We start from the raw sequence: 15,837 nt of genomic DNA, 5'->3' as shown, positions 1-15,837 counted from the left end.
TTTTCCCTATACTCCCAACCAAATAGAACAAAACAACCCGTGACCTGGGAGGGTATTCCGAATGATCCGTTCCGAACTGATTCAAAAAATCGCCGATGCAAACCCGCATCTTTATCAGCGTGATGTCGAGCGGATCGTGAATACTATCTTTGAAGAAGTGACTGACGCCATGGCCCGCGGCGACCGGGTTGAACTGCGCGGGTTCGGCGCGTTTTCGGTGAAAAAACGGGACGCGCGGATTGGTCGCAATCCCAGAACCGGCGAAACCGTGCAAGTGGAAGAAAAGCACGTGCCCTTCTTCAAGACCGGCAAGCTGCTTCGCGATCGATTGAACGGAAAAGCCTGAACATATGATGCGTTACATTCGCTATGCCTTTTTGGCCGCACTTGGGATCGTTTTGATTTCTGTGTCGCTGGCCAACCGGGCACCTGTCACCCTGAAACTCATCCCCGATGATCTGGCTGATCTGTTGGGTTTCAACTTTACGCTGTCGTTGCCGCTGTTTCTTGTAGTTCTGGGCGGCGTTGTTGCCGGGCTGGTGATCGGATTCATCTGGGAATGGCTGCGCGAGCACAAACACCGCCGTCAAGCCGATGTGAAGCACCGCGAAGTGCGCAAGCTTGAGCGTGAGGTCTCCAAGCTCAAGAAGCAGAAGAACGAAGGCAAGGACGAAGTTCTGGCCCTGTTAGAAGAGACCAGTTAAGGGTCATTCATGCCCGACCAAGTCAGCGTGAAAATCTGCGGTCTGACCGCGCCCGAACATGTGCGCGCCGCCGTTACGGCTGGTGCGCGCTATGTCGGCTTCGTGTTCTTCGAAAAATCGCCACGTCACCTGATGGCAGAAAAAGCGGCGAATCTTGCCGCCGAAGTACCTGCTGGTGTGGCCAAGGTGGCATTGGTGGTAAATGCCTCGGATGAGGAACTGGACCGGATCACCGGCGCTGTGCCGCTCGACATGTTGCAGTTGCATGGCAAGGAAAGCCCCGATCGGGTGTCCGAGATCAAAGGCAGGTATGGCCTGCCGGTCATGAAGGCGATCGGCATCGGGGACGAGACGGATTTGTCGCAAATTGATCTGTACTCGGATGTAGTCGACCAACTGCTTATAGACGCCAGGCCGCCGAAGAATGCGGTGTTGCCCGGCGGCAATGGACTGGCATTTGATTGGCGGCTGTTGGCGGGGCAAAAATATTGGCGGCGCCCCTGGATGCTGGCGGGTGGTCTGTCGCCCGAAAATGTGGGCGAGGCGGTGCGGATGACAGGTGCGCGTCAGGTCGATGTGTCCTCCGGGGTGGAATCTGCCCCAGGCGTCAAGGATGCGGGCCTGATTCAATCCTTTATCAAGGCAGCCCACCGTTAATACCTGCGCAAATGTCGTGACATCGGGTGTCGCTGTTTGACAACCTGATTGGCTTCATCGCCTGACAAACCCGGTTTTGGATAGCAATTCGAATTGCCTTGGCTTGCTCTCATCGCGCTGGCGCTCTAGGACAGGTAAAACCCAACAGAGGGCGCGACACATGGCAAACGATCTTTTCAATTCCTTCATGTCCGGTCCGGATGAAAACGGCCGCTTTGGTATCTTTGGCGGTCGCTTTGTCAGCGAAACCCTGATGCCGCTGATCCTGTCGCTGGAAGAGGAATATGAAAAGGCCAAGGTCGACCCCGGTTTCTGGGCCGAGATGGATGATCTCTGGGCCAACTACGTGGGCCGTCCGTCACCGCTCTATTTCGCCGAGCGACTGACCGAAGAAATTGGCGGCGCAAAGATCTATATGAAACGCGACGAATTGAACCACACCGGTGCGCACAAGATCAACAACGTGCTGGGTCAGATCATTCTGGCGCGCCGCATGGGCAAGACCCGGATCATCGCGGAAACCGGCGCGGGGCAGCACGGCGTGGCCACTGCCACGGTCTGCGCCAAGTTTGGACTGAAATGCATCGTCTATATGGGTGCGCATGATGTGCGCCGTCAGGCACCAAACGTGTTCCGCATGCGCCTGCTTGGGGCCGAAGTGATTCCGGTGACATCAGGCCGCGGCACTCTGAAAGACGCGATGAACGACGCCCTGCGCGATTGGGTGACAAACGTGCGCGATACGTTTTATTGCATCGGCACCGTGGCCGGACCACACCCCTATCCGGCGATGGTCCGCGACTTCCAGTCGATCATCGGAAAGGAAGCCAAGGAGCAGATGATGAAGGCCGAGGGCCGTCTGCCCGACACAATCATTGCCGCCATCGGTGGTGGTTCGAACGCGATGGGCCTGTTCTATCCGTTCCTCGACGACAAATCGGTCAGCATCATCGGGGTCGAGGCGGGCGGCAAAGGTGTCGACGAAAAGATGGAGCATTGCGCCTCGCTAACCGGCGGCCGTCCGGGCGTATTACACGGCAACAGAACCTATCTGCTGCAGGATGACGACGGCCAGATCCTCGAAGGTTATTCGATTTCTGCCGGTCTCGACTATCCCGGCATCGGGCCGGAGCATTCCTGGCTGCATGAGGTCGGCCGCGCCCAATATGTCTCGATCACCGACAAGGAGGCGCTTGACGCGTTCCAGCTGTGCTGTGCCACCGAAGGCATCATTCCCGCGCTGGAACCCAGCCACGCCTTGGGCCACGTGATCAAGATCGCGCCTGATCTGCCCAAGGATCACATCATCTGCATGAACATGTGTGGCCGGGGCGACAAGGATATCTTTACTGTCGCCAAATACCTGGGCTTCGATATGTCCGACACCGAAGGCCGCGACGCGGATTGATCGGTCAAACCACGCGTAATACGCGACAAATGGAACTTCGGAACCGAGGTTCCGTTTGTTTTGTCCGGGCCGTTGCTGCCTTGCGAACCCGTGATGACTACACCGGTGCCCGTTGCGCGATCAGTATCGACAGGGGCACAATGTCCAGTGCCCGTTTGTGCGTGGCTTCCAGATTGACCCTGGGGGCACAGCCCTCGTCATAGGCTTGCAGGAACCGCGCGGCGCACAAACACCAGCTGTCGCCCGCTTTCAGCCCCGGAAAGTGGAACTCTGGCCGGGGCGTGCTCAGATCGTTGCCTACGTATTTGGAATAGGCCAGAAACTCGGCCGTCATCACTGCACACACGGTATGGCTGCCATGGTCTTCGGTGCAGGTATTGCAGACACCATCCCTGAAAAAACCCGTCAGGGGATCATCCGAACACGGGGCCAGTTCGCCATCGAGAACGTTGATGCTTTCGCTTTTGATCATACGCCCAGTCTACAGGCTTTCAGCGATCTTGCGGAACATTTCGATATTTTCTTCGTTCACACCTTTGTCACGAAACTTGCGATCAGCTCCGGTAGTGACGATCACGACATCCCGCGCCTGATCGATATACAGGTATTGCCCGTAAACCCCACGTCCCAGAAACTCGCCTTCGTGTGCGCCGACGGGAATCCACCATTGATACCCATAGCCGATTTTTCCCGGTTCAGTGGGTGCGGTCGGAACTGTGGAGGCCTTGATCCATTCGGCGGGAACGATCTGCTGTCCGTTGTATTGCCCGTCTTGAAGGATCATCTGCCCGAATCGGGCAAAATCGCGAGTGGTAAAATTCAATCCGCCCAACACAAAGGCGGTGCCGGAACCATCGGTGATGTAATAGCCGTCATGTTCCAGCCCAAGCGGCGCGATGATCCTTTCAGCCATCAATTCGCCAATGCTGCGACCCGTTGCGCCCCGGATTACCATGCCGATGACATGGGTATCGATGGACACGTATTGCCAGGTCTCGCCCGGCTCTGCGAAGCGTTCCGTGAAGCTTGCCGTGAAATCGTCCAAAGTGCCGCCCAACGCCACGACGCGCCCCATCCGGTTGATGTCCGAGCTTTTGTCCAGATAGTCCTCATCAAACGTGACGCCGCTTGCCATATTCAGAACGTTGCGGATCGTGGTGCCGTCATAGGCGGTGTCGACCAGATCGGGCACGTATTTGGTAACCGGATCGTCGATCGAGGCAATGGCGCCTTCCTCCAGCAGAATGCCGAACAAGGCAGAGAGATAGCTTTTTGCAATTGACCAGGAAATTCGCCGGTCCTCGGCGCTGGTACCCAGATAATACTCTTCGAACCGCACCTTGCCACCCTGCAGCACCAGCAGCGACGTCACCGCCCGTTCGTCAATCCAATTCTCCGCGCCTTGCGGCAGTTCATATTCATCGCCATGAGGCAGCTCGACAGTCGGTCCGTCGCCGCGCGGCAAAGGCGCCGTCAGAAACGCCGCATCCATATGAGAGAAATTGCCAACGATTTTTTCCTCGGAAAACAGTGAATTCACCGCCATCAGCCGCAGAATTTCTTCCCGCTTCCAAAATCCCACGACTGTAGCCGCCAGAACGAGCGCCAGCAAAACGCGGCCTAACCATTTTCCGATATTGCGCATCTCGAATTCTCCCTCAAGTGACCATTGCATCGCCATCTTGCGCGTGAGGCAATCGCAACGTTGCGGAAGGCAGGGAACTTACCTGAACTTGTTCAGCAGCCTTTGCATCGGTGACAAAGCTTCGTCCTGCTTTTCGTCCTGCGATTCGACTTGCTGCCGTGGATCGGTCTTTGGTTTGGGTGTCGTCGACGAGCGTGGCGGTGCAGAGCGCAGAGACACCGCATTCATGAACTTGCCGCCATCTTCCTCGGCCAGATGGTGCGCCCCGTCCGATACCCCACGCAGGACGTTCTCCAACCAGTCCTGATCGGCCTTGGCAAAATCGTGCAGGACATAGCCCGACACCAGTTCCTTGCGCCCCGGATGACCGATGCCCAGACGGACGCGGTCATAGGCCGCTCCGATATGGTCATGGATCGAGCGTAGGCCATTGTGCCCTGCATGCCCGCCGCCTGCCTTGACCCGCACCTTGCCAGGGGCGAGGTCCAGTTCGTCATGCAGCACGGTCACATCTGTCGAGTCCAGCTTGTAGAAACGCATGGCCTCGCCCACCGACTGGCCCGAACGGTTCATGTAAGTTTCCGGCTTGAGCAGAATGACCTTTTCGTTGCCCAGCCGCCCCTCGGCAATCTGGCCCTGAAACTTTGACTTCCACGGCCCGAAAGCATGATCCTCGGCAATGCGATCCACCGCCATGAAACCGATATTGTGCCGGTTCCGGGCGTATTTCTGTCCCGGATTTCCCAATCCGACAAAAAGTTTCATTCCGGCGCTCCGCATGATTGTCGTGTTTGCCGGTCTAGATGCCCCGAAATACGCCGAGAATCCAGATCGGAAGCAGGCCAAAAGAAAACGGGGCTTCAAAGAAGCCCCGTTTCACATTCCGGATCCGTGAGTTCCGGGCTTATTCTTCGTCTTCGCCGATGACTTCAACTTCATCAGCTGCGACCTCTTCACCGTCTTCTTCGTCGTCGCTCGTCGACAGACCTGTCGGGGCCGAGATGTTGGCAATCACGAAGTCACGGCTGATGGTCGGCTTGGTGCCTTCGGGCAGATCAACCGACGAAATGGTGACCACGTCGTTGATGTTCAGTCCGGACAGATCGACGGTGATCTTTTCCGGAATGTCACCGGCGGTGCACACCAGCTCCACCTCGGGGCGAACCACGGTCAGCACGCCGCCCTTCTTGATGCCGGGTGCAGCACCTTCGTTGATGAATTCGACCGGGATGAACAGGTTGATCTTGGTGGTCCGGCGCAGACGCATCAGGTCGAGGTGCGTGGGCAGGTCCTTGACAACATCGCGCTGAACGTCGCGGCAGATCACGCGTACGTCGTCGTGGCCGTCGACCTTCAGGTTGAACAGGGTCGATTTGAAGCGGCCTGCTTTCAGCATCTTCAGCAGCTTGTTGAACGGGATGTTGATCGGCAGAGGCTCTTTGTCGCCACCGAATACAATGCCCGGAACCATGCCGTCGCGGCGTGCCTGACGAGCGGCGCCCTTGCCTGTCCCCGTCCGTTCCAGAGCTTCGAGATCAGGAATCTCACCAGCCATGTTTAATCTCCAATGTTAGGGCAGGGTGCCTCCAAGGCTGTCACCCCGCATGAAGCGCTGCCCATACAGCGGATTTGCGGATTTGAAAAGGGCGATTCGGGCCGAAAGCGCCAATTGGCGGCCATTTCTCCGCCGCGATCACTCCAGGGGGCGTAAATATCCCCCGGCTTCGCGCAGTCGATCAAAAAGCGCGAAATCTCGGGCGTGTACCTTGCGCAAGCTTTGTTCGGCCTCGTCCGACAATGGCGTTGGAACAAAGGGCGAGACGTTGCGGACGGGAAATTCGATGTCTTCGTGAAACCGGTCAGAGAAAAATGTCTGAATCCGTTCGTGTTCGTCATAGTCGAACAGGTGGTGGACCGGGACGCTCTCATCTTTGAGCATCAGATAGTGGGATTGGTTGCGGATCGCGGCAAAAACGGGTTGCGGGTCTTGCGTCGTTCCAATGGCAAAGGATTCGAAGCTGATGTTCTTAAGAGTCCTTGGGTTTTCAGGGTCCGTCAACCGTGACCTATAGCGATACCAGCTTCGGATGTACTCGATTGGATCGCGCATCAAGGCCACGATTTCAGGTCGGGCACCGCTGAACTGGCGCAAAAACGGCGCGACGCTGTTTTGATATTGCGCGGCTGTCGTGTGTTTTCGCATATTTGCAAAGACAATATCGGCATGAGTTCTCAGCGCCGCCTCTATGGCGGTCGTACCGGTTTTCGGCACTGCGAGAAACACGAGGTTCTGTTTCAGATAGACTTGCAGGACGGGTTGCCTTGTATTTTTTGCCGAATATCCTGTGGTTTATCCGGATTGTCAAAACAGGGGCAGGATCGCCAATCCGTCACGCCTGCCAGCGCCCACCGAAGTCCTCGGGTATCAGCAGGTTGTGGCGCCCAAGCGCCGCTACTGATTTTTCACCGCACAGCGCCATGGTCGTGTCCAGCTCCTTCCGGATCACTTCCAGCGCGGTGCTCACCCCTTTTTGGCCCATGGCGCCCAGACCATAGACGAAAGCCCGCCCGATATAGGTACCCCTGGCCCCCAAAGCCAAAGCCTTGAGCACGTCCTGACCCGAACGGATACCACTGTCCAGATGCACTTCGATATCGCTTCCGACTGCATCCATGATTTCCGGTAGAACGCGAATCGAACTCAATGCGCCATCCAACTGGCGTCCGCCATGGTTTGATACAACTATGGCATCGGCCCCGATCTTTGCGGCCATTTTGGCATCCTCGGCATCCAAGATACCCTTAAGGATCACCTTGCCGCCCCATTGCTCCATCAGCTTCTCGACCTTGCCCCAGTCGAGGCTTGGGTCGAATTGTTCCGCAGTCCACGCACCCAGTGACGAGGTGTCGGATATGCCGTGCACATGGCCCACGATGTTGCCAAACTCGCGCCGCTTGGCGCCCAGCATCTCGATACCCCATGCCCATTTTGTCATCAGGTTCGCGATGGTTTTCGCGGTCAGTTTCGGCGGAGCTGACAGGCCGTTCTTCAGATCCTTGTGCCGCTGACCGAGAATTTGCAGATCCAGCGTGATTACCAGCGCCGAGCATTTGGCATCCTTGGCCCGCTGGATCAGACGGCGGACATAGTCCTCGTCCTTCATCGTATAAAGCTGAAACCAGAAGGGCGTGGAGGTGTATTCGGCCACGTCCTCGATCGAGTTGATCGACATGGTGGACAGGGTGAATGGTACACCGAATTCTTCCGCTGCCTTTGCCGCCTTCATCTCGCCGTCTGCATGCTGCATCCCGGTTAACCCGACCGGAGCCAGTGCAACCGGCATCGTAACGTCCTGCCCGATCATCTGTGACGCGATGGATCGGCCCGACATGTCAACCGCCACGCGCTGGCGCAGCCGGATCTGCTCGAAATCCGAGGAGTTCTCTCGGAACGTCTGCTCTGTCCAGCTGCCACTTTCGGCATAGTCATAAAACATCCGTGGCACACGGCGCTCATAGATGCGTCTAAGGTCGTCGATATTGGTGATGACGGGCATCCGTCCAAACTCCCGGTGAGGTGGTAAAAAGTTTTTACCAATTTATTGCTCCGCGCGCAATACACCCATGTGCGCAGGAATGACGCAGCATAAACGGCACGAATAAACAGACACCCGGCAAGGTGTCCGTACATGATTTATCAGTCAGAAAAATGCCGTGTCAGACCGAGTGCGCCCCGTCTGCCAGCGATTTGACGAACGCCAGTACGTCAGCAACTGGCTTTCCCGCCCCGATCTGGCCGACGATGGCAGAGCCCACAACTGCGCCATCCGCAATAGATGCGATTGCACGCGATTTTTCCGGCGTATTGATGCCAAAGCCGACGATAACCGGCAGGTCGGTCGCCGACTTGATCCGTGCCACTTCGGGGCCAACATCGCCAGCCTCGGCCTCGGCGGCACCGGTGATGCCTGTAATCGAAACGTAATAGACGAAACCGGAGGTGTTCTGCAGCACACGCGGCAGGCGCTTGTCGTCCGTGGTGGGGGTCGCAAGCCGAATGAAATTCAAACCGGCTTTTTGCGCGGGAATGCACAGCTCGTCATCTTCCTCGGGCGGAAGGTCCACGACGATCAGGCCGTCGATCCCGGCAGACCTGGCTTTTTCCAGAAAGGCATCGACGCCGCAACTGTAGATCGGATTGTAATAACCCATCAGCACGATCGGCGTCGTATCGTCGGTTTCGCGAAAACTGCGCGCCAGCTCCAGCGTCTTGTCCAGCGTCATGCCGCCGTCCAGCGCCCGCTGACCAGCTGCCTGAATGGTCGGTCCGTCCGCCATTGGATCGGTAAAGGGAAGTCCCAGTTCGATCACATCGACGCCCGCACCCGGCAGCCCCTTGACCACCTGCAGCGAGGTTTCATAGTCGGGATCACCCGCCATGATATAGGCGACAAAGGCTTTCTTGCCCTCGGCTTTCAGGGCAGCGAATTTGGCGTCGATACGGGTCATCGGAAGTCCTTGCACTCGGGTTTCGACCTGATGTGCAGAAACTTGGCGGGAAAATCAATCCCGCCTTGGCCCGGAACGCCTAGAAAGATTTGTGAAACCGGATCAGGGCCGAGTTCACACCGGGATTGAAGTCGTTGGTACTGGCATTCGATTTGTGTGTGATGGCCAACGACAACCGATTGCCACTGTCAAAGCGGTAACCGACCGCAAACAGACTACGGATCTGGAATTCACCGCCCAGATCATTCAACTCGTCGGATTCCGAGAAGAATCCGGGCATCACGCTGCCTTCCAGAAACCAGTTGCTGTCGAAATCATAGATACCGTAAAGACCCACGCCGACATGAACATCGCCGTTTTCGTGAACCGACAACGCACCGCCCCAGCCCGCACCGAAATGCGTGGCTTGGTGAAAGGGTTTATGCTGATATTCTAAAGAGATTACACCCTGATCCAGGGATCGGCTGTCGGAAAAATCTGCATAACCGGCGCCAAATATCACAGATTGGGCCTGTGCCGCGCCAGCGCCGACGACCAGGAAGATTGAGACAACAAGAGATTTCATCCGCGTGTTCCGCTACTTATTACCTGTTTCAAGGTTAACTGATCATTACACCCTGTCAATTTCAATGTTCAAGGATGCACAATGCTTTCGCAACGTGTTGACCTGTCAAAACCCACACGCAATTTCTATCTGTGAATGTCAGCTTGCGCATTGTCCGGGACCCGCCTAAAAGCGCCCGTCGAATGGCATCAGGAGGCCGGTATGGGCTTTAAAATGGGAATCGTGGGGCTGCCCAACGTGGGCAAGTCGACCCTGTTCAACGCGCTGACGAAAACGGCTGCGGCGCAGGCGGCGAACTTCCCGTTCTGCACCATCGAACCCAATGTGGGCGATGTGGCGGTGCCGGATGACCGCCTGGACAATCTGGCGGCCATTGCCAAGTCGCGTCAGATCATCCCGACCCGGATGACCTTTGTCGACATTGCCGGTCTGGTGAAAGGCGCGTCGAAGGGCGAAGGGTTGGGCAACCAGTTTCTGGCCAACATTCGTGAAACCGACGCCATTGCCCATGTGCTGCGCTGCTTCGAAGATGGCGACGTGACCCATGTGGATGGCCGGGTCGACCCTGTGGCCGATGCCGAGACCATCGAAACCGAACTGATGCTGGCCGATCTCGAAAGCATCGAAAAACGACGTGCCAACCTGGTGCGCAAGCTCAAGGGCAACGACAAGGAAGCCCAGCAGCAGGATCGCCTGTTGGCAGCCGCGCAAGCGATGCTTGAAGACGGCAGGCCCGCCCGTATGGTCGAGGTCAGCGACGAAGACGCCAAGGCGTGGAAAACGCTGCAATTGCTGACCACCAAGCCGGTGCTTTATGTCTGCAACGTGTCCGAGGAAGAGGCCGCCGAAGGCAACGACTATTCACGAGCTGTGGCTGAAATGGCCGCGGCGCAAGGCAATGCGCATGTGATCATCTCGGCCAAGATCGAAGAAGAGATCAGCCTGCTGGAACCGGACGAGGCGGAAATGTTCCTGTCTGAGATGGGCCTGTCCGAGCCGGGTCTCGACCGCCTGATCCGCGCCGGATATGACCTGCTCAAGCTGGAAACCTATTTCACCGTCGGCCCGAAAGAGGCCCGCGCATGGACCATCCGAAAAGGTACCGCAGCGCCGCAGGCTGCCGGGGTCATTCATGGCGATTTCGAAAAAGGGTTCATCCGTGCCGAGACCATCGCTTTTGACGACTATATCGCCTGCAACGGCGAAACTGGCGCCAAGGATGCGGGCAAAATGCGGGCCGAGGGCAAGGGGTACATCGTCAAGGATGGCGATGTAATGCATTTCCTGTTCAATACCTAGACAAGAAACTGACGGACACTACCGCCACAATTCGCCTCCGCGCGGCGGGTTGCGGGTAGTTCTTGGCACTGACGCAAACTGTTTGACGACAGCGATTGGAACCAAACCAATGCGCTCCGGGCAGATTTGTGCTAGATAGCCAAATGTGACTTTGGATCAGATTATGAGGTCGGCAGTGACCATCAGGCGAGTAAAGCCGCGCTATTTTTTCATAGCGTTGGTGCCGGTGTGCATCTTTTTGATCAACAAGCTGATCACTGGTCAGTTGATGGCCACCGATTTGAACGTGCCGTCAAATATCCTGCAGGATGACCGCCCCTGGCTGGAGGGAGTAGGGCGATTCAGATTCCTCGCCACTTCTTGGTTCTTCGCATCCCTCGCAGTGCTTGCCGTGTCAATACTGGTCCGCACTCTGGCGCGCCCGACAGCGAGAGAGACAAGGATTTTGGCCGCAGGAACGGTTTTCGTCATATTCTTGTTGGCCATCATTCCACCCATTCAGCAAAACATGTCGCCTGACACGCCACGGGCCTACTACCGCCTTGGCGCCGCGTTTTTCGAAACGGCCTTGTCGCGAGGCACGCTGCCAGCGTGTCTGGAACCGGATGACAAATGGCTGCTCGGGCGGTGTGGCGAAGTACCGGTCATTTCCTTGTTCAATCGCGTGTTGGACATAATAACCGCACTTGCCGGTCTTGCGGTGGGTGCTCTGATCGTTGGAATGATCCTGTGCCTCGACACCTGCGAGGCCGACGACCTGGAACAGGAGGCTGCGCGGCTGGCCAAAAACATGCTTCAGATGCGGCATCAGCTGTACCTGTCCAGTTTGGTACTGACGTTCGGAATGCTTTTTGCAACCAGTTGGATGCATTGGCCGCTTCCGATGGTCGCAGATTCACACAGGGCGGCCTACGGGTCGGTGGTGTTGGCCTCGTCGCTGTTCACCGGAACCTATTTTTCCTTGCTTCTTCTCAGTTTCTACTTGCCCGTGGCCCTGATCTTGGATGGCTGGGTCAAGACCCTGACCGATAAGGCGGACCATTGTTCCAAGAGCGGAGAACAGCTCGATTTCGACGCCTGGAAAACGTCGCATGGACTGAAAGTGGGACTCAGCGAGCACTTGCGTTCGGGCTTTGCTTTGACCGCGCCAATTGTTGCAGCCTTTGCGGGTGGGATTTTTCCGGTGTCTCTGTGAAGTCTGACTAACGGCAAGCTTGGGGGTGTTTCTTTTGCCGCTCGATGGCGCATCCAAGTTCGAGCTTTGGACAATTGTGCCGGACGTTTCGAGGTGCGCCAAATCAACACTATGCTTGACGCACGCCCCAAAACTATTGGTATGCTAACAAACACCGGCCTATCGCAAGGGAGGAAGCGATGTCTGCCAAACTCGTCATCAGGAACATTGGCCTTATCCTGTCCGGCAAGATGGAGCACCCGATCTATGACGGCGACTGCCTGATCGCGGTCGACGGCAAAATCGCCGATTGGGGGTATGAGGCCGATCTCGATACCGAAGGCGCGGATACCGAAATCGATGCACATGGCGTGACGCTTGCACCGGGTCTGATCGACAGTCATGTGCACCCGGTCGTGGGTGACTATACCCCGCGCCAGCAACAGCTTCACTGGATCGACTCGACGTTGCATGGCGGGGTGACAACGCTGATCTCGGCGGGCGAGGTGCATATGCCGGGTCGGCCCAAGGATATCGTTGGCCTCAAGGCGATGGCGATTGCCTCGCAGCGCTGGTACGAGAATTTTCGTCCCTCGGGTGTCAAGGTGCACGCGGGCGCGCCGGTGATTGAACACGGCATGGTCGAACAGGATTTCAAGGAGATGGCGGACGCCGGCGTCAAACTGTTGGGTGAGGTGGGTCTGGGCACCGTCAAGGACGGTAAGACCGCCAGACAGATGGTCGACTGGGCGCGGAAATACGGCATCCAGTCCACGATCCATACCGGGGGGCCGTCGATCCCCGGCTCAGGCCTGATCGACGCGGATATGGTGTTGGAAACCGGAACGGACGTGATCGGACACATCAATGGCGGGCATTCCGCGCTGCCGGATGATCAGATCATGTGTTTGTGTGAAAACTGTACTGCAGGTCTTGAGATTGTACACAACGGCAACGAACGTGCTGCTTTGCTCACGCTCAACACGGCGCGTGAACTCAGGCAGATGGACCGGATCATTCTGGGCACCGACGGTCCTGCCGGATCGGGCGTCCAGCCGTTGGGAATTCTGCGCATGGTGGCGATGCTGTCGTCATTGGGCGACGTTCCGGCCGAAATCGCTTTCTGCTTTGCCAATGGCAATACGGCCCGCCAGCGTGAGCTGGACACTGGGTTGATTGAACGCGGCTATTGTGCGGATTTCGTGCTGATGGATCAGGCGCAGCACGCGCCGGGCAAGACCATCCTTGAATCGGTTCAACTGGGCAATTTGCCCGGCGTGGGCATGACCATCATTGATGGTGTCGTCCGTTCAGAGCGCAGCCGCAATACGCCGCCGGCAACACGACTGCCGCAAGTTTTAGCCTGATTTCAGGCGATCTTGCGCAGCAGCCTGTTGAGGCTTCGCTGCTCGGAGGCAGTGAGCGGGGCCAATGTTTCGGCGGTGATCCGGCGGCCCACTTTTTGCATCCGTTCAACCAGAGCCGCGCCAACTGGAGATAGCGAAATAAGTGTACGCCGTTTGTCGGCAGGGTCGGGTTCGGTAAGCGTCAGGCCCTTGTCGCGTAACCGGTCCACGACACCCTTGATCGTCGCAACATCCATGGCCGCCAGACGTCCAAGGTGGTTCTGCGAGCACTTGCCCTTTTCCGAGATCCGCACCAGCGCCGCGAACTGCGTGGCGGTCAGCCCCTCGATCGTGTGGGCCTGAAAGATCGCCGCGTGACGCTGACTGGCCAGGCGCAGCAAATAGCCGACCTGATCGTCCAGAACATATGCCGTGTCGTCTGTTGCCATTTCACTTCTGCACTGGGTGCCGCCGGGTTCAATTCGTGCCGGTTCCAATATTCTTTCTAACGGTTTAACGCAACCCGTCCTTGCCTTCGGCCTCGCCTGCCGTCAACCCGCCAACGCGGGGCAGGGGGCGGCCGCTGTCGGTGACGGCGACGGCCACCATGATTTCGTTGGCACGAGGGGCGTCGTTCAGCCGGACCTCGATACCGTCGAAATGACTGCGGACATAGGCGGCGTCCTTGTGGCCCAGCGGCACGTCCAGCACTTGGCCCGGGCTGCCCATCTTTTTGGAGGATGGCACCAGCGCCGCACCCTTTTCGACCTCCTTGCGCAGGGGCGCGCCAAGCTTGGGATGCAGGATCGCGGCGGCATGTTCCAGCTCGCCATTCTCGCCAACCATCGCAGATTTTCCATAACTTTCAGCCTGTTGCGGGGCAATCCCCAGCGCCTCGACACAGCGGCGGCCCAGCAGTTCACCCAGTTCCGCGCCGGTTTCGATCAACTCGCTCAGGTCTTCCACGTAACGTCCGGCAAAGGGGTTTTCGATCACCGCGACGGCGACAGCCTTGCGTGTTGGTGGATTGATACCGCGCCCGGATTCAATGTGGGTTTCTTCGACATTTACGGCAATTTTGCGGATTTTTGTCATCTCAATCCATCCTCTCCCTTGATCTGCCAGGCTTCCAGCCCGCCTGAGCGGGAATGAATGCGCGGGCCGGTTGTCATTACCAGCGCAAAAGCCATCTCGTCGGCGCGTGGGGCGTCGTTGCAGCCGACCTCCATACTGTCGAAATGGCTGCGCACATAGGCGACGTTGATATGGGTGATCGGGACATCGAGTCTTGCGCCTAACCCACTGACTTTCTTGGAAGAAGGGACGATTGCGTTGGCTTTCCCAAGCAGCTGGCGCATTGCATAGCCGCCGGGGGCGTGCCAGAGCGCGCCGTGTTCCAACTCGCCACCTTCGCCGATCAGCGAACCCTTGCCGTATCCTTCGACATTCCCGGGCCCGCCCAGCATGTCGATCAGCTTTTGCGCCATTTGCAGTCCGAGGGGTTTGAGGTCTTCCATAAATCCTTGAATATCAGCTACATAACGCCCCGCAAACGGGTTCCTGATGATCGCCAGAACCGAGGCGCGGCGCAGCGGTGTGTCCGAGGCCGGGCCACCTTCGTGATAGATTTCCTCCAATGAGGATACGGTTTTCCGCAATTCAACTTTATGCAATTTCCAGAACCTCCTGCCGGGTTTCCGAGACCAATCCGCAACTGCCCACCTGACGGGACTGACCGCGCAGGGTCAGGTGTGCGGCGCGCAATTTGTCCGTTTTGTACATGGTTTCAGCCACCTGTTGTCCGTTTTGTACAGCCTGGCAGACCTCGTTTTCGCTCAAATCGCCGCAGCCTGCCACTACCAAACGGTCCCCCAGATCGCTGTCGTCCTGCACCTGACTGGCGGGAACCCGACGGATGGCCGGGTGACCGGGCAGGTCAACCGCGTTGGCGATGAGGGTCGCTGCGACATCCGCCGAGGCTGCGTTGCGGGCGAGGACGGTGACGCTGTCGGCGATGCCGAAGGAAAGGCTGCGCCCGCCGAGGCCCGAGGTGGCGAGACCGCCAATGCCATCAGACGCGTGAACGGTGATGCGGCCAAGGTTGCGACCGTGCAGATCCTGCATCGCCATCGAAAAGCGCTCGTCTCCGGTCAGATGTATGGCGATGTCGCCGCCATTGTTGACATAGGCGCGCCGCAGGTCGGCGGCGGACAGCATCGCGCCCAGTACTTCGTCGGCGACGGCCCCGGCGACCGCGGCCATGCGGGTGACAAAACGGGCGCAGTGGGGAAGGGTCGCGGAATGCATCCTGCGGGCGGTTGGCCCCGAGGGTCCGGGCCTGTCCGGTGTCATGGGCGCACGCAGTGTTTCCAGTTCGTCCACCAGTTCCTGAAGAATGGTGTCGAACCGGGCGCGGGCGGCATCAAAGGCGCGGACGCGTTCGCCGTCCGCGCCGATGATCAGGTCGATGGGGCCGTGCTGCAGGTGCAGCCGGGTTCCGCAAGGGAGTATGGCGGCAACCGGCCCCATG

Annotated in this window: 19 protein-coding genes; 7 read left to right on the top strand and 12 right to left on the bottom strand. The window is 57.9% G+C overall.

Going from position 1 to position 15,837, the window contains the following annotated elements; all coding sequences use genetic code 11:
* Positions 1-61: 61 nt before the first annotated feature.
* The 4 genes from ihfB (at position 62) to trpB (ending at position 2,769) form a co-directional block, all read left to right on the top strand.
* Positions 62-346 carry an integration host factor subunit beta gene (gene ihfB / locus ACR0LZ_RS00950; RefSeq protein ID WP_480747887.1) on the top strand — a complete coding sequence of 95 codons (285 nt, stop codon included), beginning with the start codon at positions 62-64 and terminating at the stop codon, positions 344-346.
* A 7-nt stretch (positions 347-353) separates the two neighbouring features.
* On the top strand, positions 354-704 hold the full coding sequence (locus ACR0LZ_RS00945; protein WP_480748086.1) for a lipopolysaccharide assembly protein LapA domain-containing protein: 351 nt from the start codon (positions 354-356) through the stop codon (positions 702-704).
* 9 nt (positions 705-713) lie between these two features.
* Positions 714-1,361 carry a phosphoribosylanthranilate isomerase gene (locus tag ACR0LZ_RS00940; RefSeq protein WP_480747886.1) on the top strand — a complete coding sequence of 216 codons (648 nt, stop codon included), beginning with the start codon at positions 714-716 and terminating at the stop codon, positions 1,359-1,361.
* A gap of 160 nt (positions 1,362-1,521) precedes the next feature.
* Complete coding sequence (gene trpB / locus ACR0LZ_RS00935) at positions 1,522-2,769, top strand: tryptophan synthase subunit beta (protein WP_480747885.1); 1,248 nt, start codon at positions 1,522-1,524, stop codon at positions 2,767-2,769.
* A 97-nt stretch (positions 2,770-2,866) separates the two neighbouring features.
* Here the strand turns inward: trpB and ACR0LZ_RS00930 are convergent, their stop codons facing one another.
* The 8 genes from ACR0LZ_RS00930 to ACR0LZ_RS00895 all read right to left on the bottom strand — a co-directional run bounded on the left by ACR0LZ_RS00930 (position 2,867) and on the right by ACR0LZ_RS00895 (position 9,488).
* Complete coding sequence (locus ACR0LZ_RS00930) at positions 2,867-3,241, bottom strand: DUF2237 family protein (protein WP_480747884.1); 375 nt, start codon at positions 3,239-3,241, stop codon at positions 2,867-2,869.
* Between the two features lie 9 nt (positions 3,242-3,250).
* Positions 3,251-4,414 (bottom strand): serine hydrolase domain-containing protein, encoded by a 1,164-nt coding sequence (locus tag ACR0LZ_RS00925; RefSeq protein WP_480747883.1) that lies wholly within the window; start codon positions 4,412-4,414, stop codon positions 3,251-3,253.
* Positions 4,415-4,492: 78 nt separating this feature from the next.
* Positions 4,493-5,179, bottom strand: a complete 687-nt coding sequence (gene pth / locus ACR0LZ_RS00920; RefSeq protein WP_480747882.1) for an aminoacyl-tRNA hydrolase — start codon at positions 5,177-5,179, stop codon at positions 4,493-4,495.
* Between the two features lie 139 nt (positions 5,180-5,318).
* Positions 5,319-5,969, bottom strand: a complete 651-nt coding sequence (locus tag ACR0LZ_RS00915) for a 50S ribosomal protein L25/general stress protein Ctc (RefSeq protein ID WP_480747881.1) — start codon at positions 5,967-5,969, stop codon at positions 5,319-5,321.
* A 138-nt stretch (positions 5,970-6,107) separates the two neighbouring features.
* Entirely contained in the window at positions 6,108-6,698 is a 591-nt protein-coding gene (locus ACR0LZ_RS00910; protein WP_480747880.1) for a hypothetical protein, read from the bottom strand.
* Positions 6,699-6,804: 106 nt separating this feature from the next.
* A complete protein-coding gene (locus ACR0LZ_RS00905) occupies positions 6,805-7,971 on the bottom strand; it encodes an alpha-hydroxy acid oxidase (protein WP_480747879.1) in 1,167 nt (388 codons plus the stop codon).
* Positions 7,972-8,131: 160 nt separating this feature from the next.
* Entirely contained in the window at positions 8,132-8,923 is a 792-nt protein-coding gene (gene trpA / locus ACR0LZ_RS00900; protein ID WP_480747878.1) for a tryptophan synthase subunit alpha, read from the bottom strand.
* A gap of 79 nt (positions 8,924-9,002) precedes the next feature.
* Complete coding sequence (locus tag ACR0LZ_RS00895; protein ID WP_480747877.1) at positions 9,003-9,488, bottom strand: acyloxyacyl hydrolase; 486 nt, start codon at positions 9,486-9,488, stop codon at positions 9,003-9,005.
* Positions 9,489-9,689: 201 nt separating this feature from the next.
* On the opposite strand from ACR0LZ_RS00895, the gene ychF reads away from it, so the two are divergent.
* From ychF to ACR0LZ_RS00880, 3 genes are all read left to right on the top strand, one after another.
* Positions 9,690-10,787 (top strand): redox-regulated ATPase YchF, encoded by a 1,098-nt coding sequence (gene ychF, locus ACR0LZ_RS00890; protein ID WP_480747876.1) that lies wholly within the window; start codon positions 9,690-9,692, stop codon positions 10,785-10,787.
* A gap of 175 nt (positions 10,788-10,962) precedes the next feature.
* Positions 10,963-11,982, top strand: coding sequence for a hypothetical protein (locus tag ACR0LZ_RS00885; protein ID WP_480747875.1), 1,020 nt, complete (start codon positions 10,963-10,965; stop codon positions 11,980-11,982).
* A gap of 179 nt (positions 11,983-12,161) precedes the next feature.
* Entirely contained in the window at positions 12,162-13,328 is a 1,167-nt protein-coding gene (locus tag ACR0LZ_RS00880; RefSeq protein ID WP_480747874.1) for an amidohydrolase family protein, read from the top strand.
* Positions 13,329-13,330: 2 nt separating this feature from the next.
* On the opposite strand, the gene ACR0LZ_RS00875 is transcribed toward ACR0LZ_RS00880, so the two are convergent.
* The 4 genes from ACR0LZ_RS00875 to ACR0LZ_RS00860 all read right to left on the bottom strand — a co-directional run bounded on the left by ACR0LZ_RS00875 (position 13,331) and on the right by ACR0LZ_RS00860 (position 15,836).
* The gene (locus ACR0LZ_RS00875; RefSeq protein WP_480747873.1) at positions 13,331-13,756 is read right to left on the bottom strand and encodes a MarR family winged helix-turn-helix transcriptional regulator; all 426 of its coding nucleotides are present in this window, start codon (positions 13,754-13,756) and stop codon (positions 13,331-13,333) included.
* A 64-nt stretch (positions 13,757-13,820) separates the two neighbouring features.
* Complete coding sequence (locus ACR0LZ_RS00870) at positions 13,821-14,402, bottom strand: amino acid synthesis family protein (protein WP_480747872.1); 582 nt, start codon at positions 14,400-14,402, stop codon at positions 13,821-13,823.
* On the bottom strand, positions 14,399-14,980 hold the full coding sequence (locus ACR0LZ_RS00865) for an amino acid synthesis family protein (protein WP_480747871.1): 582 nt from the start codon (positions 14,978-14,980) through the stop codon (positions 14,399-14,401). The genes ACR0LZ_RS00870 and ACR0LZ_RS00865 overlap by 4 nt, the downstream gene beginning before the upstream one ends.
* Complete coding sequence (locus tag ACR0LZ_RS00860) at positions 14,973-15,836, bottom strand: UPF0280 family protein (protein WP_480747870.1); 864 nt, start codon at positions 15,834-15,836, stop codon at positions 14,973-14,975. The genes ACR0LZ_RS00865 and ACR0LZ_RS00860 overlap by 8 nt, the downstream gene beginning before the upstream one ends.
* Position 15,837: the final 1 nt, after the last annotated feature.

The organism is Ruegeria sp. CI1 (assembly GCF_056536925.1).
Note: the sequence above shows the minus strand (reverse complement) of the source record. Positions and strands in the feature narration are given on the sequence as shown.

Bases quoted from the DNA above. Each gene is read 5' to 3' on its own strand.
- ihfB (WP_480747887.1), top strand. From the start codon at position 62: ATGATCCGTTCCGAACTGATTCAAAAAATCGCCGATGCAAACCCGCAT.
- ACR0LZ_RS00915 (WP_480747881.1), bottom strand. From the start codon at position 5,969: ATGGCTGGTGAGATTCCTGATCTCGAAGCTCTGGAACGGACGGGGACA.
- ACR0LZ_RS00880 (WP_480747874.1), top strand. From the start codon at position 12,162: ATGTCTGCCAAACTCGTCATCAGGAACATTGGCCTTATCCTGTCCGGC.
- ACR0LZ_RS00875 (WP_480747873.1), bottom strand. From the start codon at position 13,756: ATGGCAACAGACGACACGGCATATGTTCTGGACGATCAGGTCGGCTAT.
- trpA (WP_480747878.1), bottom strand. From the start codon at position 8,923: ATGACCCGTATCGACGCCAAATTCGCTGCCCTGAAAGCCGAGGGCAAG.
- ACR0LZ_RS00940 (WP_480747886.1), top strand. From the start codon at position 714: ATGCCCGACCAAGTCAGCGTGAAAATCTGCGGTCTGACCGCGCCCGAA.
- ACR0LZ_RS00905 (WP_480747879.1), bottom strand. From the start codon at position 7,971: ATGCCCGTCATCACCAATATCGACGACCTTAGACGCATCTATGAGCGC.
- trpB (WP_480747885.1), top strand. From the start codon at position 1,522: ATGGCAAACGATCTTTTCAATTCCTTCATGTCCGGTCCGGATGAAAAC.
- ACR0LZ_RS00895 (WP_480747877.1), bottom strand. From the start codon at position 9,488: ATGAAATCTCTTGTTGTCTCAATCTTCCTGGTCGTCGGCGCTGGCGCG.
- ACR0LZ_RS00930 (WP_480747884.1), bottom strand. From the start codon at position 3,241: ATGATCAAAAGCGAAAGCATCAACGTTCTCGATGGCGAACTGGCCCCG.
- pth (WP_480747882.1), bottom strand. From the start codon at position 5,179: ATGAAACTTTTTGTCGGATTGGGAAATCCGGGACAGAAATACGCCCGG.
- ACR0LZ_RS00945 (WP_480748086.1), top strand. From the start codon at position 354: ATGCGTTACATTCGCTATGCCTTTTTGGCCGCACTTGGGATCGTTTTG.
- ACR0LZ_RS00860 (WP_480747870.1), bottom strand. From the start codon at position 15,836: ATGGGGCCGGTTGCCGCCATACTCCCTTGCGGAACCCGGCTGCACCTG.
- ACR0LZ_RS00870 (WP_480747872.1), bottom strand. From the start codon at position 14,402: ATGACAAAAATCCGCAAAATTGCCGTAAATGTCGAAGAAACCCACATT.
- ACR0LZ_RS00925 (WP_480747883.1), bottom strand. From the start codon at position 4,414: ATGCGCAATATCGGAAAATGGTTAGGCCGCGTTTTGCTGGCGCTCGTT.
- ychF (WP_480747876.1), top strand. From the start codon at position 9,690: ATGGGCTTTAAAATGGGAATCGTGGGGCTGCCCAACGTGGGCAAGTCG.